This window comes from Micromonospora sp. NPDC003197, assembly GCF_053590565.1.
The window spans coordinates 59,060-82,906 of sequence record NZ_JBSFTE010000005.1 but is presented as its reverse complement, the minus strand read 5'-3'; the positions used below and the strand labels follow the sequence as shown (position 1 = coordinate 82,906).

The following is a 23,847-nucleotide window of genomic DNA, read 5'->3' as shown; positions in this document are numbered from 1 at the left end:
TCGCAGATCGAGGCCCCTGCTACTCGGTGCCCATGATCGAATGCGTGTGAGCTGCAATCTTTTCGGCGTGTCGTATTGCTCAGCCGTCAACGATCAATGGCTCGCCTGATGTGAACCTGCCTGACAGGCAGGGCCATCCGGGCTGCCGAGGATGGGATGAGCCTCAATCAGTATGTGCTGCGGAAACTTGGGGCGGCCGGATCAATCCACGCTGGGCAGGGGTGGGCCGAGTACGTCGTCGGCGTCGATGATCCTGTACGCGTACCCCTGCTCGGCCAGGAAACGTTGCCGGTGTGCGGCGTACTCGGTGTCGATGGTGTCCCGGGACACGACCGTGTAGAAGTGCGCCTGCCGGCGGTCGGCCTTCGGCCGGAGCACCCGGCCGAGGCGTTGCGCCTCCTCCTGGCGGGAGCCGAACGTGCCGGAGACCTGGATCGCCACCGCTGCCTCAGGCAGGTCGATCGAGAAGTTGCCCACCTTGGAGATGACCAGTGTCCGTAGCGAACCCGACCGGAATGCGTCGAAGAGGCGTTCCCGCTCCTTGTTGGTGGTAGCGCCCTGCACGATCGGGGCGTCGAGGTATTCGCCGAGCTGGTGCAGCTGGTCGATGTAGCCGCCGATCACCAACACCTGTTCGTCGGGGTGCCGGTCGACCAGCGCCTTCACCACCGGCAGCTTGGTACGGGCGGTCGCCGCGAACCGGTAGCGCTCCTCCGACTCCGCTGTCGCGTACGCCATCCGCTCGGCATCGGTGAGCGTGACGCGTACCTCGACACACTCGGCCGGGGCGATCCAACCCTGCGCCTCGATGTCCTTCCACGGTGCGTCGTACCGCTTCGGGCCGATCAGCGAGAAGACGTCGCCCTCGCGGCCGTCCTCCCGGACGAGGGTCGCGGTGAGGCCGAGCCGTCGGCGGGCCTGGAGATCCGCGGTGAACCGGAAGATCGGCGCGGGCAGCAGGTGCACCTCGTCGTAGATGACCAGACCCCAGTCGCGGGCCCCGAAGAGGTCCAGGTGGGTGAAGGCACCCTTCCGCCGCGAGGTGAGCACCTGGTACGTGGCGATGGTGACCGGACGGATCTCCTTGCGCTCGCCTGAGTACTCCCCGATCTCGTCCTCGGTCAGCGAGGTGCGGGCCACCAGCTCACGTTTCCACTGCCGGCCGGCGACCGTGTTGGTCACCAGGATCAGGGTGGTCGCCTTCGCCTCGGCCATCGCGGCGGCCCCGACCAGCGTCTTGCCCGCGCCGCAGGGCAGCACCACCACGCCCGACCCGCCGGCCCAGAAGTGCTCCACCGCCTCCCGCTGGTACGACCGCAGGGTCCAGGCCGGGCGGCCGTCCTTGCCAGCCTCGGCCAGCTCGATCGGGTGGGCTTCGCCGTTCACGTAACCGGCCAGGTCCTCCGCCGGCCAGCCCAGCTTGAGCAGCGCCTGCTTGAGCCGCCCCCGCTCGGAGGGGTGTACGGCGATGCTGTCGTCATCGATCTTGTTACCGAGCATCCCGGCGAGCTTCTTGCTCTTGGCCACCTCGACCAGGACCAGCCGGTCCAGGCCGCGCAGCACCAGCCCGTACGCGGGGTCGTTGACCAGCTGGAGCCGGCCGTACCGGTCCATGGTTTCGGCGATGTCGACCAGCAGCGCGTGTGGCACCGGATAGCGGGAGAACTTGATCAGCGCGTCGACCACGCCCTCGGCGTCGTGCCCGGCGGCGCGGGCGTTCCACAGCCCGAGCGGCGTCAGCCGGTAGGTGTGCACGTGCTCCGGGGAGCGCTCCAACTCGGCGAACGGGGCGATAGCCATCCGACAGGCCCGCGCGTCTGGATGATCGACCTCCAGCAGCAGGGTTTTGTCCGATTGCACGATCAGCGGTCCGCCACTCACGCCAGCTTCCTCCCACACATTGGGTGACCCTCCAGTCTTGCACGGGAGATAACGAACCGGAAAACTCTTCCAAAGACCGCAACCATCCCCGTATCTCGATGCGTCTTGTTGAGTGCGGCTGTCTGAGGAGGGCGGATGAACCAACCTCGCAGGATCACTCGGATCCTGGCTCTGGCAGTGGTCACGCTGGTCGGCGCCGGCGCGTGTACGTTCGATCCGCAGGAACGGGCCGGGGCTGATCGACCCGCCTCGGCCAACAAGGCGGAACGTGGATCGGGGGCGAGCGACACCGCCGGGCCGGATCAGAAGTCGACCAAGCGCAACCCCAAACCGACCAAGACCACCCCAGCCCCGACGAAAACCGTCAAGAAGCCGGACCCGACGAAGACCACCTCGTCGGACCGGGGGAGCTGTCCTCAGGGCGAGAAGCAGCGTGAGGTCGAGACGTACCTGGCCAAGCTGGGCGGATTCGGGCGAATCAAGGTGGACGGCAAGCAGTCGATCGAGGACTGCTCGGCCATCAAGAAGTTCCAGAAGCGGTACGACATCCGCCCCGCCGAGGGACGGGCCGGACCGCTCACCCTTGACGTGGCCCGACGGCTGGCCAGCACCAATACTGCCAAGTGCAAGACCGGTACGGGCACCACGTTCTGCATCGACCTGACCCTGCAAACCGTCTGGGCGATGCAGGGCAGCAAGGTGATCATGAAGCCTACGGTCACCCGGACCGGAATGAAGGACTTCGCCACGCCCCCCGGCACGTACAAAATCAACTTCCGCAACATCAAGGAGTGGTCCGACCCGTACGAGGTGTGGATGCCGTACTGGCAGCACTTCACCCAGGGAATGGGCTTCCACGAGGCAACCACCTACCTGCACAACCCGGTCGGCTCGCACGGCTGCATCAACATGCTTCCGGCGGACGCCAAGACGCTGTGGTCGCTCGGCAAGGTCGGCACCCGGGTGCACGCCTTCGGCCACCGCGCCGGCACCTGATCAACCCAATTCCGGTACGGCGGCCCGGTTGCTGGGCCGCCGTACCGGCGTATTCGGCCATTTGACGCTTGCCCCTTCGGGTAGGGCTCCCCGCATCATTCGCACGATCTGCAAGCCCATCGCCAGACCGCAGACCGCAGGCCGCTTTCGCTGAGATGCGCAGAGCGCGTGATCTCCTCGATGAGGCACTGAGCTGGTTGAACAAGTCCAGTGACGACATTCACGCGTACGTCGGCCTGGTCGAAGGCGCGGCAGCCGCATCCTCGTCGCCGACCGCCCTACCAGAGGTGAGCGGCTTCGACCCGGCTCCTTTCCTGGCAATGCTGCCCCCGATACCGAGCGGACGCAGGCCGGGGCGGCGGCCCAAGAGTCGGGGCGTCTGGGTCGCCGGACCTGGGCGTCGTTGTACGGGACGGAAACGTTCTCTCTTCTGCCGCCGACGTGGAGTTGAAGTTCGCCATGCGAATGCGCGAAGACAAGATTCAGGAAGCGAAGATCGTGATCGACCGGCGCCCCTGCGCGGGAGTCCTGGGTTGCGACGAACTGCTGTCGAGGTTCCTACCGCCGGACGCGGTACTCACCGTGTACTGGCCGGAGGGCAACAGGACCTACCGGGGAGGTCACCGATGACGACATCGGAGGTTGTCGCCTACTACCGGCACGACCTGGGCGCGATCGTCATAGCCAACGACGAGGACATTGATCGACTGATCGATTCGCTGCTGGCCGAACCATTCGAGAACACCGTTGCGGCGCTGTACTCCACTGCTCGGCGCAAGCTGGCCTCGGGAGTGCCCGACCATGAACTGTTGTTGGCCGTCAACGCCGACGATTCAGTAGGTGGCCTCCGCTACATGGGCGATGGCACCTGGTACAGCAAGGGTTCGCCCAGCAAGCATGACGAGGTCTACTACTGCTACATGGGCAGCGATCGCGACTTCCCGCATGATTCGGAGATCTCCCTGGAGCAACTTCGTCAGGCGGTGCAGGAGTTTCTCCGATCTGGCGGCCAGCGTCCCGCCGCTATCTCCTGGCAACCCTCCGCCAGCGGTTGACTGAGCCAGGCCGCGCTTACCACTCAATAGCCGATCAGGCGATGCAGTCGCAGGAAGGTCTCGGTGAAGCCGAGTTTCGGCCAGGTGCGGGAGGAGAGCAGGTTGGTCACCCGCCAGTCGGTGACCACACTGTCGAATCCACTGTCGACGGCCCAATCGATGACGGCTTCGCCGAGGGCCCGCCCGGCACCGGCACCCCGGGCCTGCGGGAAGACTGCGGCGAACCCGAGGAACCCGGCATTGTCCGGGCGGGCCGGGCCGAGATGGGTGCTCGACTTCTCCAAGGCACATCCGATGGCCGAGCCGACGACCTTGCCGTCATGTTCGACCACGAACGTCGCGTACCCGTCGTCGTCGAAGTCCTCGGCCCATGCGGTGAGGTTCTCCTCGACGGTCCCGATCCGGCCCGACGAGAAGGTCGGGGACAGGCCCTGGTGCATCGGCAGCTCAAGATCGAGTTGGGCGAGCGCCGGGATGTCCGCCCGGATGGCCCGGCGCACCGACAGCCGAGAAGCCCTGGTCGTCGCCGAGCTGGATACCGGCCTGGACGCTGGCCGGATGGCGTGCGCGTGCTGCTGGCCGAAGCCCAGGCGGAACCAGGCGTGCACCAGTTCCACGTCGTACGCCGGCACCATGACGTAGTGCGCCGTACGGCCCTCGTCGACCCAGCGGGCAGCGGCGAACGCGTACAGGTCACGCATCACCTCGGCGTCGATGGTCGCCTGCCCGGCTGCTTCGACCCAGATGTTCGGACCCCACAGCGGTGACGACTTCGGGGCCCCGAGCACGAAACCGACCAGTTCGCCGGCGCGAAACGCGACCGCCCCGGATGCCTCCGCCGTCTCGAACGCGGTGGTCAGCTCCGCGACGGCGACATCGACGTCCTCGAAGCGGGGGGAGAGCAACGGCTCAGCGATGCGGTGCCGGCGGTGCCGCTCGGCCAGGAGAGTGCCGCAGGCAGCAAGATCGGCGGCCTCGAACGGCCGTACCTCGACGCGGGACATGGCGGGCACGGTACGCACCGAGTGGCCCGTTCGGCATCTGCTTTTCTGCCCGCCGACCCCGTTGTCGGGCAACTCGACATCGTGCGCATCACCCCAGGGTCGGCGGAACCACTTCTGACCAGGTCGACTCCTGAAGTAACCGGGTAGTGGCGGTTTGCTGTGTCTCGCGGATCGCGGAGATTGGTGCGGTCGTACGGTGCTGGACTCGATTTCATGACTTTGACAGTCTTCAATGTGATGGCTGCCGGATCGGATGCCGGGGCGGGGTGGCCACAACCTGTTTCGTCAGGGAGGCTCTGTTGAAACTCATGGTGCGTAGTCCACGAACGGTCCTGGCCGTGCTCGCCACCGGCCTAGCCGGCCTGCTGGCCGGTGGCCTGCTCGCCGTTGCGCCCTCGGCCAACGCGGAAGGCTCCGGCTCGGTACAGGCGGTCGCGGTGCAGGCCAGGTACAGTCCGCTCGGCGCGACCGCCAACGGGCCGTCCGGTCCGGCCACCGCCAAGTTCACCGCGGGACCGTACTGCTGCCCGTCCACCGCAATCGTGCTGACACCGCAGCAGGCCATCGGGGAGAGCGACTTCCAGTGGTTGAATCTCGGGCTGCCCTGGGACAACGCTGCGGTCACCTCGATCGACGTGTGCTATGCCATCAGCGCGGGCATGGTGGGGACCACCTACATCAGCCAGACCCGGGTCACCGAGATGACCACACCCAACTCGGCGACGGTGCGGGTGGATGACGGCACCGACCGCACCACCCCGACGGCCAACTGCTACAGCGTGCCGACCAGTTTCACCCCGAGCGGCACGCTGACGCTGGCACTCAAGGTGGTCTTCGGCAGCACCACTGACCGGATCACCATCGGCATGGTCAAGGTCGGCGGCGTCTCGCCCTGATCACCCCGACCAGCTGCGGGCGGCGCATCGCATACCTCGGTAGCGACGGCCGCCCGCCTTCCCGGTCAGGTGGGCCGGTTGGCCCGACTGTGCAGGTAGGCCCACCCGATCAATGCCAGCGAGCCGAGCAGGAAGACGGTGTTGTGCGCGTACTTCGGTAGGGGCGGGACGTCGCCGAGCGGGGTGACCAGGAACGCCGAGACAGCCATCGCGAGCACCGCCCCGCCGGCCACCGCGACCGGGTAGCGTCCGTCCCAGCGGGTCGACCGGGAGACGTATGTCAGCAGGCCGGTGCTGGCGGCGATCAGCGCGACCCCGCCGGCCACCCCCACCCAGGTGGGCGGCAGGAAGTTGAATCCGAGCGCGCCGACCAGGCTGAGCAGACCCACCGCGTACGGCGGCGGCAGCGAGCGTTCGCGTCGGCCCGGCGCGGGGCGACGCCCGAGGGTGAACGCCCCGGCGACCAACAGCGCGACGACCAGGAGAGAGCCGCTGACCTGGGCCGCTGACGCGTGGTCGTCCTCGGTCTTCAGATGGATGCCGAGGATCAACGCGGCGGCGGCGAGGTAGAGCACGGTCGCCACGAGCAGCCCCGGCCAGCGCAGCCAGGGCGTGTGCGCCCGCCGCCCGGCCAGCGCCTCCGTCAACGCGATCGGTGCACCGAAACTCCAGACGACGTGACCGACGACGAAGGACATCACCATGTATGGGGCGATCCCCAGCGGCTCGATCAGGGTGGGGAGCAGCATGTCGTCCCAGTAGTCGATGTCGCGATAGGACATGCTGAACAGGCTCTGGTCGATGACGCCGGCCTGGAGCAGCCCGGCTGCCGCCGCCAACGCCAGGATGCCCGGCCAGCGGACGTCGTACCGGCGGGCCAGCTCTCGGATGAGCAGCGCGGGGCAGCCGTACAGCGGCCCCAGGATCAACAACCCGCCCAACAGGGCGAGCGGATCACCGGTGCTGACGTCGTAGCCGGAGAGCGATTCTGCGTACAGCGGCGACAGCAGGACCAGGCCGAGGGCCAGCAGGAGTCGCCCGACGCGGGGCCGGGCTGGGGGCGGTGCGGGCATCGGCGGGATCCTCCGGGACGGTGTGCTCACTGAGACCGTTTCGAGGCTCGCGGATCACTGGTCCCGTCAACTACGGCCAAGCTGCGAGTACGCCCCGACCAAAGTCGACCCTCGTCATATCCGGAAGGCGCGTCTCGACACCTGCACCTGATCGTACATATGTGCTATATGCGAGCGCGAAGAAATCCGCCTATCGTCCCTGATGACCGCCGCCGCGAACCTTGGCCGGGTACGGCGGCGGTCTATTGCGCCATTTCAGGGAACCGAAAGGAGCAACATGACAATCTTAGTGACCGGCGCGTCCGGGAACACCGGCCGCCATGTGGTGGACCAGCTGGTGAGTGCTGGCTGTTCGGTGCGGGCCATGACCCGCCAGCCGCAGACATTCACGCCACGAGCCGGCGTCGACGTGATCGAGGGGGACTTCCAGCGGCCCGAGACCTGGCCGGCGGCTCTGGACGGAGTCGAGCGGGTCTACCTGTTCCCCTTCATCGATGCCGACAGTGAGCCGGGGAAGGGGTTCGTGGACCTGGCGGTGCGAGCCGGGGTGCACAGGTTCGTGGTGCACTCGGCCGCCGCAGCCGGCTTCGAGTCCGACGACGCTCCGGACGACCCCGACATCAGCGCGTTGCGGCGGCACCTCGCCGAGGAACGGCTGGCGCATCGGGCGGTCGAACGGGCCGTGGAGGCCAGCGGCGCGCAGTGGACCCATGTACGACCGGGCCTGCTCGCCGTGAACGCCCTTGCTTGGGCCGCTCGGATTCAGCGCGAGCAGGTGGTGCGTGCGCCGTACGCCAAGGCCGGATTTCCCTGGGTGCACGAGGCAGACATCGCCGACGTGGCAGTCGCGGCGCTGCTCGGCGACGGCCACCTCGGCGCGGCCTACCCGCTCACCGGACCGATGAAGGTCAGTCAGGCGGAGCAGGCGACCGCGATCGGGGCGGCGCTCGGGCAGGAAATCCGCTTCGAGGAGTTGAGCCCACAGCAGGCCCGCGAACAATGGCTGACCGACGGGTACGACCAGCAGACCGTCGACTGGCTGATCGAGTTGCTGGCCGCCGCCGTCGACGGGCCGGAGCTGCTGCCCACCACCGACACCTACCAGCGGATCACCGGACGGCCACCGCGCAGCTTCGCCCAGTGGGCCCTCGATCACGTGGCCGACTTCCGGCCCTCGGCCCGGACGGGGGCAGCCGCATGACCATCCTGCTGACCGGGGCGACCGGATTCATGGGACGGGGCATCGTCGGCGAACTGCTCCGGGCTGGTCAGTCCGTTCGCGCCCTGACCCGTACGCCGGCAGCAGCCGGCCTGCCCGACGAGGTGGAACTGTTCGAGGGGGACCTCGAACGACCCGCGACGCTGCACGACGCGCTGCGGTCGGTCGAGCGGATGTACCTGATCCCGATGGTCCCGCAGACGGCGGCTGAGGTGGTCGCGATGGCCAGGGCAGCCGGTGTGCGCCAGATCGTGGTCCTGTCTGGAGCGGCCGCCGACGACGACGTCTGGGGCGATGACGGCTACCTGCCCGTCGAACGGGCCGCGCAGGAATCCGGCCTGGAATGGACGATCGTGCGGCCGGGCGAGTTCGCCGGCAACTGGCTCGACTGGGCGCCGGCGGTACGCACGCAGCGGCTGGTGCGCCGGCCGTACGGTGCTGCGGTCACCCAGCCGACGCACGAGGCTGACATCGCCGAGGTGATCGCGGCGGTCCTGACCGAGGACGGCCACGCCGGCATGACGTACACGTTCACGGGACCGGAGGCGCTTACCGTGACCGAGCAGGTGCGGCTGATCGGCGCTGCTCTCGGAGAAGAGGTCAGGTTCGAGGAGCACGATCCGGCGCAGGCCCGCGAGCAGTGGATTCAGGACGGCTATCCGGCCGAGATCGTCGACTGGTTGTTCGGGATCTGGGCCGACTCCGCCCGCGATCCCGCTCCGGTCAACGAGGATTGGGCCGCTGGGGTGCCACGGCTGACGGGGCGGCCAGCCCGCACCTTCGGTCAGTGGGCCGTGGACCACGCCGGGTCCTTCCGATAGTCGGGCGACCGTTTCGCGACCACTCTCGCTGGGTGGTCGCGAAACGGCGACTTCCGCCAGCGTCGTACCGCCCTGGACGAGCGCAGTCACGTCGCGTCGACACCCGTCGCGTCGACAACTGACGTACGGACGCAGATGAAATCTAGGCAACCGCCGATTCCCCCGGATGGGGGAGTCGGTTCCCTCGTGCTCGGGAGTGTCGATCGGCCTGCCGTGGCTACGTTCGCAGCTATGGATGGTGTTGATCTCCAGCGGCGCTGGCCTGCGTATGCGACGGCGGTGGTGTTCCTCAGTTACGCCGTCGGTAAGGCCGCCTTTGCCCTACAAGCCAGGCTCGGGTTGCCGAGTGGGCCGGTCGTGTCGGCCGCCGAGCACGAACGGTACGCCCGCGAGGTCATGGACGTGGCCACCGCGCAGTGGTGCGCGAGCGCTTCCGGGCTGCTCGGCGCCTGTCTTGCCCTCGCTACGGTCACGGCACTGGGGCGCCGAGTGCCGAGGCCGCTCATGCTGCTGATGCTGGTAGGGATGGCACTGGCCGCCGGGGCCGGCGCGGTGGTCATGGTCGTGGACGGGTTCGTCGGCATCGGCGTGGGGTGGCAGTGGTACCACGGCCTCCTCGGGGTCGTTGTCATCGGGCTGCTCGTGTCCTTGATTCGGTCCTATGTGGTGGCAACGAGACGTGCTGCGGACTGAGTGGACACGCGTGGCGGCGTACGGGGCGGCAGCGTGCGCCGCAGCGTACGGATCGATGAAGCTCGCGCAGGCATTGGGAGCCAATGCGCTGGCCGACAAGGACCCGCTGCCCCCAGAGCTACACGAACGGCTGCTCGCCCGTGATCCGCTGTTCGTGGCAAGTCACTGGGTGCTGGCCGGTGCCGCGCTGATCGGCGTTGTCGTCGCGTTGCTCAGTCTGCGCCGCAAGCTGCCGACGGTGCCGCACCGGCTGTTGCTTGCGATCACCTGGACGCTCGGGATCTTCATGATCGCTCGGTCGATTGGCGTGCTGGGATTCGGCTTCCTCGGTGACGTGTTACTGCTGACCGGGGTACGCCCACCCCCAGCCGAGCACGCCGCGCTGGCCCGCGACCTGGCGTACTGGGATCTGTGGTTGTGGTCGCCGTTCTTCCTGCTCTGGGGGATGTGCTGGGCGACGGTGGGCTGGCGGTTGGGCAGGAACCCGCGCCCGTAGCCCAGCTAGCCCGATCGGCCTGGACACCGCCCCACCGGCAACCTCCGACCGTCGGACCTCGGATACCAGCCTGGCGAAGATGACCTCGGATACCAGCGTGGCGAAGATTAGGCTTCGACACATGTTGAGGTGGCGATGGCACGGTCGGGCGGCGCACACCGCCCTGGTGCTCGTGGTCGGCCTGGTCGCCCTCGTCGGCCTCGTGGTGCAGTCTCGTGGCATCGACACCGCTGCTGACTGGGCGGCGCTTCTGGTCGTACTGGCATCCTCCGGTGCGCTCTGCTTCCGCCGCCGTTATCCGGTGGCGGTGGGTGTGGTGGCGCTGGCCGCCGTCGGCATCTACGGGGCGTTGCTGCACCGGCCAGGGCCGATCATGCTGGTGTTCATCGTGGCGCTCTACACCGTTGTCGACGAGGGGCGCCTTGCCTTCGCCATCGGGCTGGGGCTGGCCTCGGTGGTCGCCTTCGCCGCCGCAGACGGCTACAACAAGACCGAGGACACCGCGAACGGGGCGACGCTGTTGCACGCGGGTTGGCTCGTCGCCGTCATCGTGGGCGTGACCCGCAACCGCCGGGCCTACCTCGCCGAGGCGCGAGCCCGGACGCTCGCCGCAGAGCAGCGTACGGAGGAGGAGGCGCGACGCCGGGCCACCGAGGAGCGGTTGCGTATCGCCCGCGAACTGCACGACGTTCTCGGCCATCACCTTTCGCTGATCAACGTGCAGGCCAGTGCCGCGCTGCACCGCCCCGACCCGACCCGATCCGAGCAGGCGCTGATCGCGATCAAGCAGACAAGCAAGGAGACGTTGCGGGAGTTGCGCACGGCGCTGGGCATCCTCCGGCAGGAGGGCGAGCCGCCGACTACTTCCACCCCGGGGCTGAAGCACCTCAACGAGCTGGTGGCGATGGCCGAGCGGTCCGGGTTGGCGATCCGTACCGAGCTGACCGAAACTCGGCCATTGCCGCCGGAAGTCGATCTGGCGGCGTACCGGATCGTTCAGGAGGCGCTCACCAACGTGACCCGCCACGCCGACGCGACCACCGCGGTCATCCGGGTCCGACCGGACCGCGACGACGTGCTGGTGGAGGTCGAAGACGACGGCACCGGCGCATCGGGCCAGCCCGGCAACGGGATCCTCGGCATGGGTGAGCGGGCCCGGGCGTTGGGTGGGTCGCTGACCACAGGCCCCGGGCCGGACGGCGGGTTCCGGGTTCATGCCCGCCTGCGGCTGCGGCCAGGGCCGGTATCCGTGGGGGCGTCAGCATGATCCGGGTGCTGCTCGCCGACGACCAGACCCTGGTACGCGCCGGTTTCCGCTCCATCCTGGACGGTGAGGACGGCATAGAGGTGGTGGGTGAGGCTGCCGACGGTGCCGAGGCGGTGCGGCTCACCCGGGAGGTGCGGCCGGACGTCGTTCTCATGGACATTCAGATGCCCAGACTGGACGGCTTGGCCGCCACCCGGGAGATCGCCGCGAGCTGCGATGCCCGTGTGATCATTTTGACCACGTTCGACCTGGACGACTACGTCTACGGTGCGCTGCAGGCCGGCGCGAGCGGCTTCCTGGTCAAGGACACCGAGCCAGCGGAGCTGATCCACGGGGTGCGAGTGGTGGCACGCGGTGACGCGCTGATCGCGCCGTCGATCACCCGCCGGCTGATTTCCGAGTTCACCGCCCGGGTCAGCCACCCGGACCCGGGGCCTCGGCTGAGCGCGCTTACCCAGCGGGAACGTGAGGTGATGGCGTTGGTCGCCGCTGGCCTGTCCAACGACGAGATCGCGGCGCGGCTGGTGTTGAGCCCGGCTACCGCGAAGACGCACGTCAGCCGGATCATGACCAAGACCCAGGTCCGGGACCGGGCCCAGTTGGTGATCCTCGCGTACGAGTCCGGCCTGACCGTTCCCGGCTGGCTCGCCCGCTCCTGAGCACAACCTTTCGGGGTTGTCGGGAACCTGCCCAGGAGGGGCGGTTCGCCGGTCAGACCGTACGGCTTGCCGGTCAGACGGTGCGACGCGAGCGGACCAGGGCCAGCCCACCGAGGACGACGGCGATCAGCCCCACCAGCAGGGCCAGGTAGGCACCGCCCCGCCCGTTGCCGGTGCCGATACCGCTGTCGGAGGTGGCCACGACCAGCCCACCGAGGGCCATGCCAATCAGCCCCGCCACCAGGGCTAACGGGGCGCGGAGTCGCCCGAAGCCGGTGCCGGTACGACCGACGGGGCGGGTCAGAGCCAGGCCGCCGACGACCACACCGGTCAACCCCAGTACGGCGGCGACGAGGGCCCCGAGCCGTCCGGCGCTCATGGTGGTGACACTGGCCGCGATCGGCTGGGCCGAGATGTGCGCGGCTGCCGGTGCGGCCAGCCCGAAGCCCCCGAGCAGGGCGGATGTGGTGACAGCAAGCAGGTGACGGACGTACATCGAGGATCCCTTCGCTCGTATGACGAGTACCTGCGGCAGCGTATGTACCGGGGTGGTCACAGGTCGTCATGCCGGAGTTGTCGATCGACCTACCACCCGGGTTGCGGGTGCCCGGGGCGGCGTACCACCGGGGTTGTCTCTTTTCCCGGGCTGGACGGGGAGGCCGTCACCGACAGCAGGGTTTACTTCCTACCCAGGTAGCAGATGACGTATTGACAATCGATAGCTTCTTATCGAAAATCGATGTATGCCTCGAACCTTTGTTGCCCTCCTTCAGGTGATCTTCGGCTTTGTGCTGATTCTCGGCCTCTACGCACAGATCGTCATCATCCCCGCCGTCGCCGCCGACGAGGTCGCCGCCTTCCCGCCGTACGCGCCGCTGGAGATGCCGCTGGTGACCGCCGCGGTCATCTTCATCGCCTGCGTTCAGGTGGGGCTCGTCGCGCTGATCTTCCTGCTTAGGCGGGCAGGCGCCGGCACTCTGTTCGAGCCTTCCGCCCTGACCTGGGTCAACGTCAGCGTCGGCGTCGCCGTGGCGGCCATCGCGGTCACCACCGGCCTCTTGCTGTACGTGACGTTCACCGACATCCCCTCCCCGGCCGACGGTATGGAGGTCATCGGCCTCTGGATGGGGTCGGCCGCCAGCGTTGCCGCGGCAGTGGTGCTGCTCCTGCTCACCCTCGTCGGCCGGCACCTGCTGGTGAAGGCGATCACGCTGAACAGCGAGCTCGACGAGGTGATCTGATGGCCATCATCGTCGACATCGACGTCCAACTCGCCAAGCGCAAGATGCCCGTCGGCGAGTTCGTCGCCGCGGTGAACATCTCCGCTGCGAACATCTCCGTCCTGAAGAACGGCCGCGCGAAGGCGATCCGCTTCAGCACCCTCGACGCGATCTGCCGGGTCCTCGACTGCCAGCCCGGCGACATCCTGCGCTGGGTCCCCGACGAGGACGACGTCAGCGGACCAGACCCGCAGTAATGACGGCGGTGCCAGCCTCGGCGGGGTGGCTGCCGAAGGAGTTGACCAAAACCGTGCCTAGACCGTTAGAGACAGAGGAAGGGGAGGTACGTGTCGGGAAGTCGGCCCTAGGGGAATCCACCCCTGTCGAATCGGCTTCTCGGGTGCGAGTCTGGGTATAGGGGAAAACGCGCAGGTGGGGAGGATGGATGACGGTCGACCATGAGTTGCGAACCAACGGCGAGCAGCGGATCGCCAGGCCGGACGCGTCGTCCAGTCGCGAGGTGCCTATCCAGCCGCCCACCAACGAACCGGTCTCCCGCGCCACCATCGTCTGGTATTCGCTGGCCGGGAGCATCCTTTTCGGCTGGTTCCTGTTTGGTTGGCTGGTGCTGGAGCAGGGGTTCGTCGACTCGGTCGGCGAGGCGGCCGGCAGTGCCTTCGCGTTGCTGCTCCTCATCTCCATTGTCGGCACGGTGCGGCGCAGCCGACGAAGCTGACCGCACCGACGCACCCGACGAAGCTGACTACTCTTCCAACACCGCTGCCGTGATCCGGTGCAGGGCGAAGGTATGCAGCATCTCGCTCCGATCGTCCTCGGCCCGAAGGTAGCCGGCGCTCATCGAGACCGGCCGGACCAGGCGGGACGTGGTGGCCCCGTGTGCGTCGACGTACCCGACCCAGACCAGCGCCTTGTCACGGACCGCCTGTTGCAGGACGGCGAGCGCCTGGGTGTGGGCCTGGGTGTGGCTGGGGTTGGCGCCACCCCGGCCGTTGACTGTCCGGACCGAGGCCGGGGCGCGGCGGGCAGCCCGGGCGGCGGCCTCGCCGCGCCGGATGTGTTCGACGATGCCGAGCAGCCGGGGTGCGGTGAGTTTCGGCGTGACCAGCGGGTCGGTGACCCGATTGGCGACCGACATCCGGGCCGGTGCCCGCGCCGGTTTCGGCCGGGTCAGCACCGCGGCACCGGTCGCGTCCTCCGGCACCGGGGCGTAGCCCGCCTCCCGCAGCGCGGTCAGCATCCGGCCCACCTGGTACGGGGTGCTCAGCACCGTCGGGGCCAGCCGCCGCAGGGACAGTGCGGCCAACCGCCGGTCGGCCAGCACCTCGGTGAGCAGCGCCTCGTCGTCGCTGCGGACGTACGCCCCGGCAGAGCCGACCCGCAGCCCGCCGTGCTTACGGGCCACGTCGTCGATCAGGTAGGTCAACGTCTGCGGCACCGGGGTACGGGACCGGCGCTGGAACAGGGTGTGCAGGTCGTCGGCGGCGTACCCGGCGTCCAGTGCCCGACGCAGGCTCGCCCCGGTCACCCGGTGCACGCTGGCCCCGCCGGCCGACTCGTGTTCGGCCACCACCTCCAACTCGGCGGCGAGCATCGGCTCGGGCGGGCCGGGTACCACCACGGACAGGTCGGCCTGCATCAGGAAGTGGTCGACCGGGGCGGGCAGCAGCGCGTCCAGGGCTCGGATGGCGGTGGCCGTCTCGTCCGCCGGTGCGCCCGTCGCGGCCCGTCGGCCGAGCGGATCGTCGTTGGCCGTCGCCGCGCGGGCACTTCCGGCCAGGGTCTCGGCCAGCAGCAGCCGGCCGTACGAGGTGAGCGCCCCCAGGCCGGTGATGCCGAGTCGGGCCGCCTCGGTCAGTGCCTCGCGGTGTGCCGGCTCGCGCCCCTTGCTGCGCCGGGGGGCATGCCAGGCGAGTAGTTCGAGTACCTCGTCGGCGGTGGGCGCGGCCCCCGGGTCCAGTGCGCCGAGCACTCCGAGTACGGCCCGCCGGGCGGCCGGTGTGGCAGCCCGGTCCACCTCGCTGGAGAGCGCGGTGATCAGCCGGTCCCGGTCGTCGCGTTGCCCGACCAGGCCCGCCTGTCGGGGCATGGCCAGCCAGGCCCGGGTCAGGTGGTCCCAGCGCTGTGCCAGTGAGCCGCTGCGCCACACCTCGTACGTGGCGGTGGGCAGGACCTGCTGGTCGGCCCCGGTACGGGTGGTGGCGGCCCCGGGCAGGTCGGCTTCGCCGGTCAGTCCGGCGGCGTGCGCGACCTCCAGCAGCAGTGCCGTGGTCGGCTCGTCCAGCCCGGTGGCGCGGGCAAGCCGGCGCAGCTCACGTACTCCGATTCCGCCCGAGCGCAGCACCGGAGCCGGCTCGGCGGAGAGCGCCTCCAGTAGCGCCTCGGTGTGTCGTACCGCCTCCATCGCCTGACCGGCTCCGGCGGAGTCGGCGGCCTTCGGTTCCCGGGCCGTGGCGGCCGGCACCGGCGGCTGGGGGCGCAGCGGACCGAGCGGGCCGCAGTCGCGGCGCAGCAGCAGCCCGACCTCGCGGGGTAGTTCCACGGCGGCACCCCGGGCAGTGGCCCCGGTGTCCGGGATCGGCACCAGCAGGGCGTGCTCGACCAGCCAACGCACCGGCGACGGCGATACGTCCAGTTCAGCCCCGTCGACCGCGGGCAGGGCTGGCCCGTCGATGGTCGGCGGGTGCAGCAGTTCGGCCGGGAGCGTGCCGACCGGTGGGCCGGCGGCGAGCCGATCCAGGATCGCCCGCGCCGGGGGCGGAGCGGAGAGCACCGTCCGGCGTAGCCGTGCCGGGTCCGTCACCAGCAGCGCCGCCCGTTCGTCCAGCTCCGCCGCGGGTCGCCCCAGCCCTGCCGGGTACGGCAGGCAGACCTCGTCGACGCTGGCCACCACCTGGAGGGCCGACTCCGGTCCGTACAGCAGGAACAGTGCGCGGAGCCGGTCGAGCGCGGCGCGTACGGCGGCCTGGTCCCCACCCCGGCCGGTGGTCGCCAGGGCGAGGATCGCCGCGACGGAGGTTCGGCCCTCGTTGTCCGGGTCGCGGGTCAACCGGGCCGCGTCGAGGATCTGGAGGGTGAACTGGTCCAGCCCGTCCAGGGCACGGGCGACCGACACCCGGGACTGGGCCCGTACGGCCAGCGCGGACACGTCGGCCGGTACCGGGACGACCAGGTCAGGACGCAGCTCCAGCAGGGCGGCGAGCGCGTCGTCGGGTAGCGACCTGAGGTGGTCGGCGAGTGTGGTGGTCATCGTCGTTCCACGCTATCCGGCCGAGGGCCGATCCGGCTCCTCGGTCGGCTGGGTGGCGTCGACCTGCCCACCGGATTCCCAGCAGCGCTGAGGCGGCCGATGCGGCTAGCCTTGTGTGACACAGGAGTCTCAACGAGGCAGGGGTTAACAGGTGCCGACGGGTCGAGTGAAGTGGTATGACGCGGCCAAGGGTTACGGGTTCGTCACCAGTGACGAGGGTGGCGACGTGTTCCTGCCCAAGGGCGCGCTGCCCGCTGGCGTCACCGACCTCAAGGGGGGCCAGCGGATCGAGTTCGGTGTGGTGGACAGCCGCCGGGGTGCCCAGGCGCTCGGGGTGAAGCTGCTGGATGCTCCGCCGTCCATGGCCGAGCTGCGTCGTCGACCAGCCGAGGAGCTGCACGGCCTGGTCGAAGACATGATCAAGGTCCTTGAGGCGAAGATCCAGCCGGATCTACGTCGGGGCCGGTTCCCCGACCGGAAGACCGCGCAGACGGTCGCTCAGCTGGTCCACGCGGTGGCCCGCGAGCTGGAGATCTGAGGGGTCAGGCCGGCGTCCGCAGCCCGGTGCAGCAGTGCGTCGATCGCGGCCCGGCCGTCCTCGCCCAGGTCGGCGGTGAACTCGTTGACGTAGAGGGCGATGTGCCGGTCGACCACGGCGGCTTCCATCTCCTGTGCGTGTCGCAGCACGTACTCGCGGGTGGCTGCCGGGTCGGCCCAGGCCTGCCGTACCGAGGTGCGGATCCAGTCGGCGGCCTCGGCCGGGTCGACGACACCCCGCCGGGCCAGGATCGCGCCGAGCGGGATCGGTAGGCCGGTGTCACCTTCCCACCATTCGCCGAGGTCGACCAGGGCGGTCAGGTCGTACCGGGGGTAGGTGAACCGGGCTTCGTGGATCACCAGGCCGGCGTCGTAGCGGCCGGCGGCGACCCCGGGCATGATCTCGTGGAACGGCACGACCTCGATCCGGGCCGGCGGTCGGGCCGCCGACCAGAGTCGGAACAGCAGGTACGCCGTGGTCCGGTCGCCGGGTACGGCGACGGTCGCGCCGGTCAGGTCGCCGTGGGCGCGGTCCTTGCGGGTCAGCACCAGTGGGCCGCAACCTCGGCCCAGCGCGCCACCGCAGGGCAGCAGCTGGTAGTCGTCGAGCAGCCAGGGCAGCGCCGCGTAGCTCACCTTCACCAGGTCGTACGCCCCGCGTTCGGCCGCGGTGTTGGTGACGTCCACGTCGGCGTAGGTCACCTCGACCGGAGGTGCGCCGGGCACCAGCCCGTGTACCAGGGCGTGGAAGACGAAGGTGTCGTTGGGGCAGGGCGAGATCGCCAGCGAGAGCGCCACGTCCTACACCGAACCACATCCGGGTCGACCGCTCCGGCACCGGTCCGCCGAGTGTGAGGTCATAGACAGTGACTGGCGGTTCCGACGGGCCGGGCCGGCGACGGTGTCACGAATTGTGTCAATGTCAAGATGCGCAGGTCAGCGCTGCTTGACCAGCCATCCCACGCGCTACCGGTGATAGAGTTCGCCGTCTGGCCGCGCGCAGCCGGGAAGGAAGCCGGAAGATGGTGCGGTAGCCGGGCGGACCGGCAGGCGGGGAGGAAGAGCATGGGAATCACGGCCGACGAGAGCGGTCGCCTCGGCGTGCTGTTCGACAGCCATGCCGAGCAGCTGAGCGCACGGTGGACGGAGGTCGTCACCAGCTCACTGCGGGGCCGGATGACCGAGGCGGAACTGCGCCAGCAGGTGCAGGATCTGCACCGCGCATTGACCGCGACCCTCCAGGAGGGTCCGTTCGATCTGGACGCGGACCGTTCAGCGGAGCTGCGCGGCACACTGGCCGAGCTGTCCCGTAGCCGGGCTCGACAGGGCTTCACCGCCAGCGAGACCGCGATCAGTGTCTTCGCCCTCAAGGAGGCGCTGGTCGACGTGCTGGGCGTACATGGCGGCGACGCCCAGGCGCTCGCCGACTACGTGGCCGCCTCGGCGGTGGTGGACCAGATGGGGCTGTTCACCTTCGAGCGCTACACCAAGTCGCGTGAGGAGCTGATCGCCGACCAGGCGGAGCAGCTGCTGGAGCTGGCCACGCCGGTGGTGAAGCTCTGGGAGGGGGTCGTCGCCATCCCGCTGGTCGGCACGCTGGACTCGGCACGGGCCCAGGTGGTGATGGAGCGGCTGCTGCAGATGCTGGTGGACACCGGCTCGCCCTACGCGATCATCGACATCACCGGCGTACCCGCTGTCGACACCCAGGTGGCCCAGCACATCCTCAAGACCGTGGTGGCCGCGCGGCTGATGGGTGCCGAGTGCATCATCTCCGGCATCCGGCCGCAGATCGCACAGACGATCGTGGCGTTGGGCATCGAGTTCGGTGACATCGCCACCAAGGCGACACTGGCCGACGCGCTCCGCCACGCGCTACGGATGATCGAGATCAACCGGCGGGCGACCCGAGGCAACATGGCCGCGCTGCCGGGCGCTCGGGAGGCCTGATGGACCGGGTACCGGTCCTCAAGATCGGCGACCTGCTGCTGGTCTCGATCCAGGTCGACATGGAGGACCAGACCGCACTGGCGCTCCAGGAGGACCTGGCCGAGCGGATCGTGGCGACCGGATGTCGCGGCGTGATCATCGACATCACCGCGATGGACATCGTCGACTCGTTCGTCGGTCGTACGCTCTCCTCGATCGCGGCCATCGCCCGGGTGCTGGACGCCGACACCGTCGTCGTCGGGATGCGCCCCGCAGTCGCGATCACCCTCGTCGAGTTGGGCCTCTCCCTGGACGGCATCCGAACCGCGTTGAACGTCGAACGGGCCATGGAGTTGCTTGCCCGGTCCCGCTTCGATGAGGCGCTCTACTTGCCAGACCTCGACGCGGACGACGACTGGGGTCTGCCAACCGGGCTCGACCTCGACCGTCCCACCTCGACCTCGTCGTGACCGCCAGTCCTGACCTGGGTGCCCCTCAGGTAGTGACGATCGCCGCCGACAAGGACGTGGTCCTGGTCCGGCAGGTGGTCCGCAGCGTCGCCGTCAACGTCGCGCTCTCCCTGGTCGACCAGACGAAACTGGTTACCGCCGCGAGTGAACTGGCCCGGAACACCCTCGTCTACGGCGGGGGCGGCGGGGCCGAGATCGGAGTGGTGGACAGTGGCCGCCGCAAGGGCGTACGCATCGTCTTCGCCGACAACGGCCCCGGCATCGCCGACCTGGACCTGGCGTTGAGCGACGGCTACACCAGCGGGGGTGGACTCGGCCTGGGGCTCGGTGGGGCCCGCCGGCTGGTTGACGAGTTCGAGATCGACACCGCCCCTGGCCGGGGCACCCGGGTGACCATCATCAAATGGTCGCGGTCGACGTGACGGGCGACCACCGGCTCACCGACGGCGGGGTGTGGTTCCGGATGGAGGAACTCGGCAGAGTCAGTGCGGCGCGCCGATCGGCGGAGCTACTCGCCGGCCAGATGGGTTTCGATGCCGAGCGGGTGGGTGCGCTCGCGATCGTCGTTACCGAACTCGCCAGCAACCTCGTCAAGCATGCCGACGACGGGCTGCTCCTGATCCGCCCGGCCCGGGCCGGGAAGGTCGCCGGGGTGGAGGTAATCGCCGTCGACTCCGGCCCCGGGATGGACAACGTCATCTCGTCCACCCGGGACGGACACTCCACCGCCGGCACGCTGGGGATCGGCTTGGGGGCGATCGGTCGGCAAGCGAGCTGGCTCGACGTCTTCTCCATGCCCGGCAAGGGCACGGTGACCGCCGTGCAGGTCTGGCCGGCGCAGCCGCCCGAGCCGTACTGGGCGGCCGGGGTCAGTCGGCCGATGACCGGCGAGAAGGCCTGTGGCGACGGGTTCGCCGTACGGGTCGTGGACGGCCGACGACAGGTGCTGGTCTGCGACGGCCTGGGGCACGGGCCGCTGGCTGCGGCGGCTGCGGCGGCCACCGTACACGCCTTCCAGGTGGCCCCGGCGGTACGTCCGGCGGCGGTCATCGAGCATCTGCACCGGTCGGTCAGCCACACCCGAGGTGTCGCCGCAGCCGTCGCCGAGCTGGACCTGGATGCCGGTCTGGTCCGCTACTCCGGGCTGGGCAACATCACCGGGACGCTGATGGACGGCCCGGACCGACGCGGGCTGGTGTCGCTGCCGGGCATCGTCGGTCACCAGCGGCGCGCCGTACGGGAGTTCGACTACCCGATGCCGGCCGGTGCCTACCTGGTCATGCACACCGACGGGGTGACCGACCGGTGGCGGCTGACCGACTATCCCGGCCTACAACGACGGGCCCCGCAGGTGATCGCGGGCACGATGCTGCGGGATGCCGCCGTACGGCGGGACGACGCGTGCGTACTGGTCGCCCGGACCACGCCATGACCGAGCCCGGCGAGAACAGCATCCCGCTGCTGCGGATGGCTCTGCGCACCGAGTCCGACGTCTTCGTGGTCCGGCAGCGGGGTCGGGAGGTGGCCGCAGCCGTCGGCCTCGAACACCAGGACCAGATCCGGCTGGCCACCGCGCTCAGCGAGATTGGCCGATATCTTCTGGTTACCCGCGCCGTGCCGATCCCGGCCGAGGTGGTCTTTTCGGTGACCATCGGTACGGATCCACAGACGCTGGTCACCGAGGTTGTCGCCAGCTGTCCGATCGACACTGATCAGCAACTGTCCGGGGCCCTGGCCGTAGGACGGTTGGTCGACTCGTTCAGCGTTCAGCCGAACGGGGGAGCTACCGTGATACGGATGTCGCGTCGGATCCCCCGCTCGGCCGGTCCGCTCACCCCCACCCATCTCGAAGCGGTGCGCGGCGACCTGACTTCCTCCGCTGCTCGGACACCATTGGAGGAGATGGCGGAGCAGAACGAGCAACTACTGGCAGCTCTGGAGCAGACTCGGGCACAACGGGACGAGCTAGCCCGCCTCAACGAGGAACTCGCCGAAACCAACCGGGGCGTCCTCGCCCTCTACACCCAGCTCTCCGAGGAACTGGACGAGACCAACCGGGGCGTCGTTGCGCTCCACGCCGAGTTGGAGGAGCGATCCGCCCGGTTGCGGGTGGTCAGCGAGACGAAGAGCCGCTTCCTCGCCAACGTCAGCCACGAACTGCGGGCTCCGGTCACCGCCGTGATCGGTCTCACCCGGCTGCTGGCGGACCCGTTCTCCGACCCGCTCACTGACGAGCAGAAGGAACAGGTCGAGCTGATCCGCAGTTCGGCGGCGGACCTGCTGGCGCTGGTCAACGACCTGCTCGACCTGGGCAAGGCGGAGTCCGGGGCGATCGAACCGACCTGGTCCGACGTCGAGCTGCGACCCGTCTTCGGTCAGCTGCGCGGCACCGCCCGCGCCATGGCCACCCGCCCCGGCGTCGAGCTGGTGGTCGTCGATCCCGAACCGCCAGCGGTGATCCGCTCCGACGAGGTGCTCCTCACCCAGATCCTGCGGAACCTGCTGCACAACGGGCTCAAGTTCACCGAGCACGGTGAGGTCCGGATGACCGCCGACCGCGATGGTGAGCAGTGGACGTTCCAGGTCAGCGACACCGGGGTTGGCATCCCACCCGAGCACCAGGAACGGATCTTCGAGGAGTTCTATCAGGTGCCGGGCAAGTCGTCCGGCGGCACCGGCCTCGGCCTGCCGTACGCCCGGCGACTCGCCACCATCCTTGGCGGCACCCTAGACGTGACCAGCGCCCCCGGCAGCGGCAGCACCTTCACCCTCCAGCTTCCCGTCCAACCGGAGCTGTGACGTATGGACCGTCCGGTGACCGATGCCACGATCCTCGTGGTCGACGACAGCGCTGCCAAGCGCTATCTGCTGGTCAGGTGGCTGACCCGCGCTGGGTTCACCGTCGTCGAAGCGGACAGCGGCGCGAGCGCACTCGACCGGATGGCCAGCCAGGACATCGACCTGATCGTGCTGGACGTACGCCTCGGCGACATGAGCGGCTTCGACGTCGCTGAACGGATCAAGGCGAACCCGCGGCACGCCTCCCGGCCCGTCATCCACGTGTCGGCACACGCCGTCGACCTGGCTGACCGTACCCAGGGGCTGGCTCGGGGAGCCGACGCCTATCTCGTCGAACCCATCGAGCCGGACGAGCTGATCGCCACCACCCGTGCCGCACTGCGCTACTACCGGGCCCGGCGTCGGGCCGAACTGCTCGCCGCCCGGCTCGCCTGCCTCGCCGAGACCACCCTCGCCGTCAACTCGGCCGCCACGCTGCCCCAGTTGCTCGACGCCGCCGTGACCGGGGCCGCCCAGATCTTCGGGACCGGTGCCGTCGTCGTGGCGGAGAACGCCGACGGTGACCGCCTGGCCGCGGTCACCATCGAGCCAGGCGCGTCGGTGCGGACCGGTAGCTGGCCCGGCGACGTCGTACCGGTGCCGGTCGGGGTCACTGTGGACACCGCGCCCACGCCCGAAGATTGGCCGCTGCCCGTCAGCGCGGACGAACAGATCGCCATTGCCACCGTACGGCTCCGTATCGACCGGCCGGCGGTGCACGTCGCCGTACCGTCCTCGGCCCTGGTTCCGGAGTCTGTCGTGCTCACGCAGCTCGCCCAGGCGGTCGCCACCGCAGTCGAGGCGCAACGCTCCTACGACGAGGAGCACCGAATCGCGGTGACCTTGCAACGCAGCCTGTTGCCCCGCCGGCTACCGCGGATCGCCGGGTTGGACCTTGCCGTACGTTACGAGCCCGCCAGCATGCAGACCGAGGTCGGCGGCGACTTCTACGAATTTGCGATGATCGACGGCCGGCTGCTGGCGGTGATCGGCGACGTCGCCGGCCACTCGCTGCACGCGGCCACCGTCATGGCCGAGCTTCGGCACGCCATCCGGGCGTACGCCGTGGAGGGTCACTCGCCCGGCGTCATCCTCGAACGGGTCGACGAGCTGGTCCGTACCCTGCTGCCGGGGGAGTTCGCGACGGTCTGCCTGTTGACCCTGGAACCCGACACCGGGCGGATCCGGTTGGCCAGCGCCGGTCACCTACCGTCGCTGCTGGTCACGGCCGACTCGACCCGGTTCATCGAACACCGGGCCCCGCTCCTCGGGATCCACGCCGACCGACCCGACGACCTCGAATTCGAGCTGCCCCCCGGGGCGACGCTGGTTCTCTACACCGACGGGTTGATCGAGCGCCGGGACGTCGACATCGACCAGCGGATGGCCGATTTGGCCGTCTGCGCGGCCACCGTGGACGCCGACCTCGACCGGTTCTGCGGCCGGCTGCTCGCCGAGTTGGGCCCGTCGCAGAGCAGCGACGACCTGGCCGTGGTGGCCCTGCGTCGACACTGACCGGCTAGCC

26 protein-coding genes are annotated in these 23,847 nt (G+C 69.3%); 20 read left to right on the top strand and 6 right to left on the bottom strand.

The features are described 5' to 3' along the window. Window positions 1–201 precede the first annotated feature (201 nt). On the bottom strand, window positions 202–1,881 hold the full coding sequence (locus ACWDV4_RS07320; RefSeq protein WP_449975600.1) for a DNA repair helicase XPB: 1,680 nt from the start codon (window positions 1,879–1,881) through the stop codon (window positions 202–204). A 135-nt stretch (window positions 1,882–2,016) separates the two neighbouring features. Between ACWDV4_RS07320 and ACWDV4_RS07315 the strand changes: the two genes are divergently transcribed. The 3 genes from ACWDV4_RS07315 to ACWDV4_RS07305 all read left to right on the top strand — a co-directional run bounded on the left by ACWDV4_RS07315 (window position 2,017) and on the right by ACWDV4_RS07305 (window position 3,932). After that, entirely contained in the window at window positions 2,017–2,877 is an 861-nt protein-coding gene (locus tag ACWDV4_RS07315; RefSeq protein WP_449975599.1) for a L,D-transpeptidase family protein, read from the top strand. Window positions 2,878–3,270: 393 nt separating this feature from the next. Continuing rightward, window positions 3,271–3,507 (top strand): DddA-like double-stranded DNA deaminase toxin, encoded by a 237-nt coding sequence (locus tag ACWDV4_RS07310; protein ID WP_449975895.1) that lies wholly within the window; start codon window positions 3,271–3,273, stop codon window positions 3,505–3,507. After that, window positions 3,504–3,932, top strand: a complete 429-nt coding sequence (locus tag ACWDV4_RS07305) for an Imm1 family immunity protein (RefSeq protein ID WP_449975598.1) — start codon at window positions 3,504–3,506, stop codon at window positions 3,930–3,932. The genes ACWDV4_RS07310 and ACWDV4_RS07305 overlap by 4 nt, the downstream gene beginning before the upstream one ends. A 23-nt stretch (window positions 3,933–3,955) precedes the next feature. Here ACWDV4_RS07305 and ACWDV4_RS07300 read toward each other — a convergent pair whose 3' ends face one another. After that, window positions 3,956–4,936 (bottom strand): N-acetyltransferase family protein, encoded by a 981-nt coding sequence (locus tag ACWDV4_RS07300; protein WP_449975597.1) that lies wholly within the window; start codon window positions 4,934–4,936, stop codon window positions 3,956–3,958. A 299-nt stretch (window positions 4,937–5,235) separates the two neighbouring features. Here ACWDV4_RS07300 and ACWDV4_RS07295 point away from each other — a divergent pair, with 299 nt between their 5' ends. After that, complete coding sequence (locus tag ACWDV4_RS07295) at window positions 5,236–5,832, top strand: hypothetical protein (RefSeq protein WP_449975596.1); 597 nt, start codon at window positions 5,236–5,238, stop codon at window positions 5,830–5,832. Between the two features lie 65 nt (window positions 5,833–5,897). Here the strand turns inward: ACWDV4_RS07295 and ACWDV4_RS07290 are convergent, their stop codons facing one another. Further along, window positions 5,898–6,905 carry a hypothetical protein gene (locus tag ACWDV4_RS07290; RefSeq protein ID WP_449975595.1) on the bottom strand — a complete coding sequence of 336 codons (1,008 nt, stop codon included), beginning with the start codon at window positions 6,903–6,905 and terminating at the stop codon, window positions 5,898–5,900. Between the two features lie 277 nt (window positions 6,906–7,182). Here ACWDV4_RS07290 and ACWDV4_RS07285 point away from each other — a divergent pair, with 277 nt between their 5' ends. The 6 genes from ACWDV4_RS07285 (at window position 7,183) to ACWDV4_RS07260 (ending at window position 12,060) form a co-directional block, all read left to right on the top strand. Next, a complete protein-coding gene (locus tag ACWDV4_RS07285; RefSeq protein WP_449975594.1) occupies window positions 7,183–8,106 on the top strand; it encodes an NAD(P)H-binding protein in 924 nt (307 codons plus the stop codon). After that, on the top strand, window positions 8,103–8,945 hold the full coding sequence (locus tag ACWDV4_RS07280) for an NAD(P)H-binding protein (RefSeq protein WP_449975593.1): 843 nt from the start codon (window positions 8,103–8,105) through the stop codon (window positions 8,943–8,945). The genes ACWDV4_RS07285 and ACWDV4_RS07280 overlap by 4 nt, the downstream gene beginning before the upstream one ends. 231 nt (window positions 8,946–9,176) lie before the next feature. After that, a complete protein-coding gene (locus ACWDV4_RS07275; protein ID WP_449975592.1) occupies window positions 9,177–9,638 on the top strand; it encodes a hypothetical protein in 462 nt (153 codons plus the stop codon). 55 nt (window positions 9,639–9,693) lie between these two features. After that, a complete protein-coding gene (locus ACWDV4_RS07270) occupies window positions 9,694–10,134 on the top strand; it encodes a DUF3995 domain-containing protein (protein WP_449975591.1) in 441 nt (146 codons plus the stop codon). Between the two features lie 121 nt (window positions 10,135–10,255). Further along, window positions 10,256–11,401: a sensor histidine kinase gene (locus ACWDV4_RS07265; protein ID WP_449975590.1), complete on the top strand. Its 1,146-nt coding sequence runs from the start codon at window positions 10,256–10,258 to the stop codon at window positions 11,399–11,401. Beyond that, window positions 11,398–12,060, top strand: coding sequence for a response regulator (locus ACWDV4_RS07260; protein ID WP_449975589.1), 663 nt, complete (start codon window positions 11,398–11,400; stop codon window positions 12,058–12,060). The genes ACWDV4_RS07265 and ACWDV4_RS07260 overlap by 4 nt, the downstream gene beginning before the upstream one ends. 73 nt (window positions 12,061–12,133) lie before the next feature. Here the strand turns inward: ACWDV4_RS07260 and ACWDV4_RS07255 are convergent, their stop codons facing one another. Continuing rightward, complete coding sequence (locus tag ACWDV4_RS07255) at window positions 12,134–12,556, bottom strand: DUF6223 family protein (RefSeq protein WP_449975588.1); 423 nt, start codon at window positions 12,554–12,556, stop codon at window positions 12,134–12,136. Window positions 12,557–12,803: 247 nt separating this feature from the next. Here ACWDV4_RS07255 and ACWDV4_RS07250 point away from each other — a divergent pair, with 247 nt between their 5' ends. The 3 genes from ACWDV4_RS07250 to ACWDV4_RS07240 all read left to right on the top strand — a co-directional run bounded on the left by ACWDV4_RS07250 (window position 12,804) and on the right by ACWDV4_RS07240 (window position 14,016). Then, entirely contained in the window at window positions 12,804–13,301 is a 498-nt protein-coding gene (locus ACWDV4_RS07250) for a DUF2975 domain-containing protein (protein WP_449975587.1), read from the top strand. After that, entirely contained in the window at window positions 13,301–13,537 is a 237-nt protein-coding gene (locus tag ACWDV4_RS07245) for a helix-turn-helix domain-containing protein (protein ID WP_449975586.1), read from the top strand. Before ACWDV4_RS07250 ends, ACWDV4_RS07245 begins: the two co-directional genes overlap by 1 nt. A gap of 188 nt (window positions 13,538–13,725) precedes the next feature. Next, window positions 13,726–14,016, top strand: coding sequence for a hypothetical protein (locus ACWDV4_RS07240; RefSeq protein WP_449975585.1), 291 nt, complete (start codon window positions 13,726–13,728; stop codon window positions 14,014–14,016). Between the two features lie 27 nt (window positions 14,017–14,043). On the opposite strand, the gene ACWDV4_RS07235 is transcribed toward ACWDV4_RS07240, so the two are convergent. Further along, window positions 14,044–16,548, bottom strand: a complete 2,505-nt coding sequence (locus ACWDV4_RS07235) for a helicase-associated domain-containing protein (protein ID WP_449975584.1) — start codon at window positions 16,546–16,548, stop codon at window positions 14,044–14,046. Between the two features lie 151 nt (window positions 16,549–16,699). Between ACWDV4_RS07235 and ACWDV4_RS07230 the strand changes: the two genes are divergently transcribed. Continuing rightward, entirely contained in the window at window positions 16,700–17,086 is a 387-nt protein-coding gene (locus ACWDV4_RS07230; RefSeq protein WP_184534534.1) for a cold-shock protein, read from the top strand. Here ACWDV4_RS07230 and ACWDV4_RS07225 read toward each other — a convergent pair. After that, the gene (locus ACWDV4_RS07225; protein ID WP_449975583.1) at window positions 17,047–17,883 is read right to left on the bottom strand and encodes a 1,4-dihydroxy-6-naphthoate synthase; all 837 of its coding nucleotides are present in this window, start codon (window positions 17,881–17,883) and stop codon (window positions 17,047–17,049) included. The genes ACWDV4_RS07230 and ACWDV4_RS07225 overlap by 40 nt on opposite strands. 267 nt (window positions 17,884–18,150) lie before the next feature. Here ACWDV4_RS07225 and ACWDV4_RS07220 point away from each other — a divergent pair, with 267 nt between their 5' ends. From ACWDV4_RS07220 to ACWDV4_RS07195, 6 genes are read left to right on the top strand one after another with little or no spacing between them, the layout of a single operon-like run. After that, complete coding sequence (locus ACWDV4_RS07220) at window positions 18,151–19,035, top strand: STAS domain-containing protein (protein WP_449975582.1); 885 nt, start codon at window positions 18,151–18,153, stop codon at window positions 19,033–19,035. Continuing rightward, the gene (locus ACWDV4_RS07215; RefSeq protein ID WP_449975580.1) at window positions 19,035–19,484 is read left to right on the top strand and encodes an STAS domain-containing protein; all 450 of its coding nucleotides are present in this window, start codon (window positions 19,035–19,037) and stop codon (window positions 19,482–19,484) included. The genes ACWDV4_RS07220 and ACWDV4_RS07215 overlap by 1 nt, the downstream gene beginning before the upstream one ends. Beyond that, window positions 19,481–19,906: an ATP-binding protein gene (locus ACWDV4_RS07210; protein WP_449975578.1), complete on the top strand. Its 426-nt coding sequence runs from the start codon at window positions 19,481–19,483 to the stop codon at window positions 19,904–19,906. The genes ACWDV4_RS07215 and ACWDV4_RS07210 overlap by 4 nt, the downstream gene beginning before the upstream one ends. After that, window positions 19,888–20,916, top strand: coding sequence for a SpoIIE family protein phosphatase (locus ACWDV4_RS07205; protein ID WP_449975577.1), 1,029 nt, complete (start codon window positions 19,888–19,890; stop codon window positions 20,914–20,916). Before ACWDV4_RS07210 ends, ACWDV4_RS07205 begins: the two co-directional genes overlap by 19 nt. Further along, window positions 20,913–22,283: an ATP-binding protein gene (locus ACWDV4_RS07200; protein WP_449975575.1), complete on the top strand. Its 1,371-nt coding sequence runs from the start codon at window positions 20,913–20,915 to the stop codon at window positions 22,281–22,283. Before ACWDV4_RS07205 ends, ACWDV4_RS07200 begins: the two co-directional genes overlap by 4 nt. Before the next feature lie 15 nt (window positions 22,284–22,298). Continuing rightward, window positions 22,299–23,837, top strand: a complete 1,539-nt coding sequence (locus tag ACWDV4_RS07195) for a SpoIIE family protein phosphatase (protein ID WP_449975574.1) — start codon at window positions 22,299–22,301, stop codon at window positions 23,835–23,837. Window positions 23,838–23,847: the final 10 nt, after the last annotated feature.

What these genes read in the sequence shown, in the direction of transcription:
- ACWDV4_RS07315 (WP_449975599.1), top strand. Translation starts at nt 2,017, where the DNA reads ATGAACCAACCTCGCAGGATCACTCGGATCCTGGCTCTGGCAGTGGTC.
- ACWDV4_RS07305 (WP_449975598.1), top strand. Translation starts at nt 3,504, where the DNA reads ATGACGACATCGGAGGTTGTCGCCTACTACCGGCACGACCTGGGCGCG.
- ACWDV4_RS07300 (WP_449975597.1), bottom strand. Translation starts at nt 4,936, where the DNA reads ATGTCCCGCGTCGAGGTACGGCCGTTCGAGGCCGCCGATCTTGCTGCC.
- ACWDV4_RS07290 (WP_449975595.1), bottom strand. Translation starts at nt 6,905, where the DNA reads ATGCCCGCACCGCCCCCAGCCCGGCCCCGCGTCGGGCGACTCCTGCTG.
- ACWDV4_RS07285 (WP_449975594.1), top strand. Translation starts at nt 7,183, where the DNA reads ATGACAATCTTAGTGACCGGCGCGTCCGGGAACACCGGCCGCCATGTG.
- ACWDV4_RS07280 (WP_449975593.1), top strand. Translation starts at nt 8,103, where the DNA reads ATGACCATCCTGCTGACCGGGGCGACCGGATTCATGGGACGGGGCATC.
- ACWDV4_RS07275 (WP_449975592.1), top strand. Translation starts at nt 9,177, where the DNA reads ATGGATGGTGTTGATCTCCAGCGGCGCTGGCCTGCGTATGCGACGGCG.
- ACWDV4_RS07270 (WP_449975591.1), top strand. Translation starts at nt 9,694, where the DNA reads ATGAAGCTCGCGCAGGCATTGGGAGCCAATGCGCTGGCCGACAAGGAC.
- ACWDV4_RS07265 (WP_449975590.1), top strand. Translation starts at nt 10,256, where the DNA reads ATGTTGAGGTGGCGATGGCACGGTCGGGCGGCGCACACCGCCCTGGTG.
- ACWDV4_RS07260 (WP_449975589.1), top strand. Translation starts at nt 11,398, where the DNA reads ATGATCCGGGTGCTGCTCGCCGACGACCAGACCCTGGTACGCGCCGGT.
- ACWDV4_RS07255 (WP_449975588.1), bottom strand. Translation starts at nt 12,556, where the DNA reads ATGTACGTCCGTCACCTGCTTGCTGTCACCACATCCGCCCTGCTCGGG.
- ACWDV4_RS07250 (WP_449975587.1), top strand. Translation starts at nt 12,804, where the DNA reads ATGCCTCGAACCTTTGTTGCCCTCCTTCAGGTGATCTTCGGCTTTGTG.
- ACWDV4_RS07245 (WP_449975586.1), top strand. Translation starts at nt 13,301, where the DNA reads ATGGCCATCATCGTCGACATCGACGTCCAACTCGCCAAGCGCAAGATG.
- ACWDV4_RS07240 (WP_449975585.1), top strand. Translation starts at nt 13,726, where the DNA reads ATGACGGTCGACCATGAGTTGCGAACCAACGGCGAGCAGCGGATCGCC.
- ACWDV4_RS07235 (WP_449975584.1), bottom strand. Translation starts at nt 16,548, where the DNA reads ATGACCACCACACTCGCCGACCACCTCAGGTCGCTACCCGACGACGCG.
- ACWDV4_RS07220 (WP_449975582.1), top strand. Translation starts at nt 18,151, where the DNA reads ATGGGAATCACGGCCGACGAGAGCGGTCGCCTCGGCGTGCTGTTCGAC.
- ACWDV4_RS07215 (WP_449975580.1), top strand. Translation starts at nt 19,035, where the DNA reads ATGGACCGGGTACCGGTCCTCAAGATCGGCGACCTGCTGCTGGTCTCG.
- ACWDV4_RS07205 (WP_449975577.1), top strand. Translation starts at nt 19,888, where the DNA reads ATGGTCGCGGTCGACGTGACGGGCGACCACCGGCTCACCGACGGCGGG.
- ACWDV4_RS07200 (WP_449975575.1), top strand. Translation starts at nt 20,913, where the DNA reads ATGACCGAGCCCGGCGAGAACAGCATCCCGCTGCTGCGGATGGCTCTG.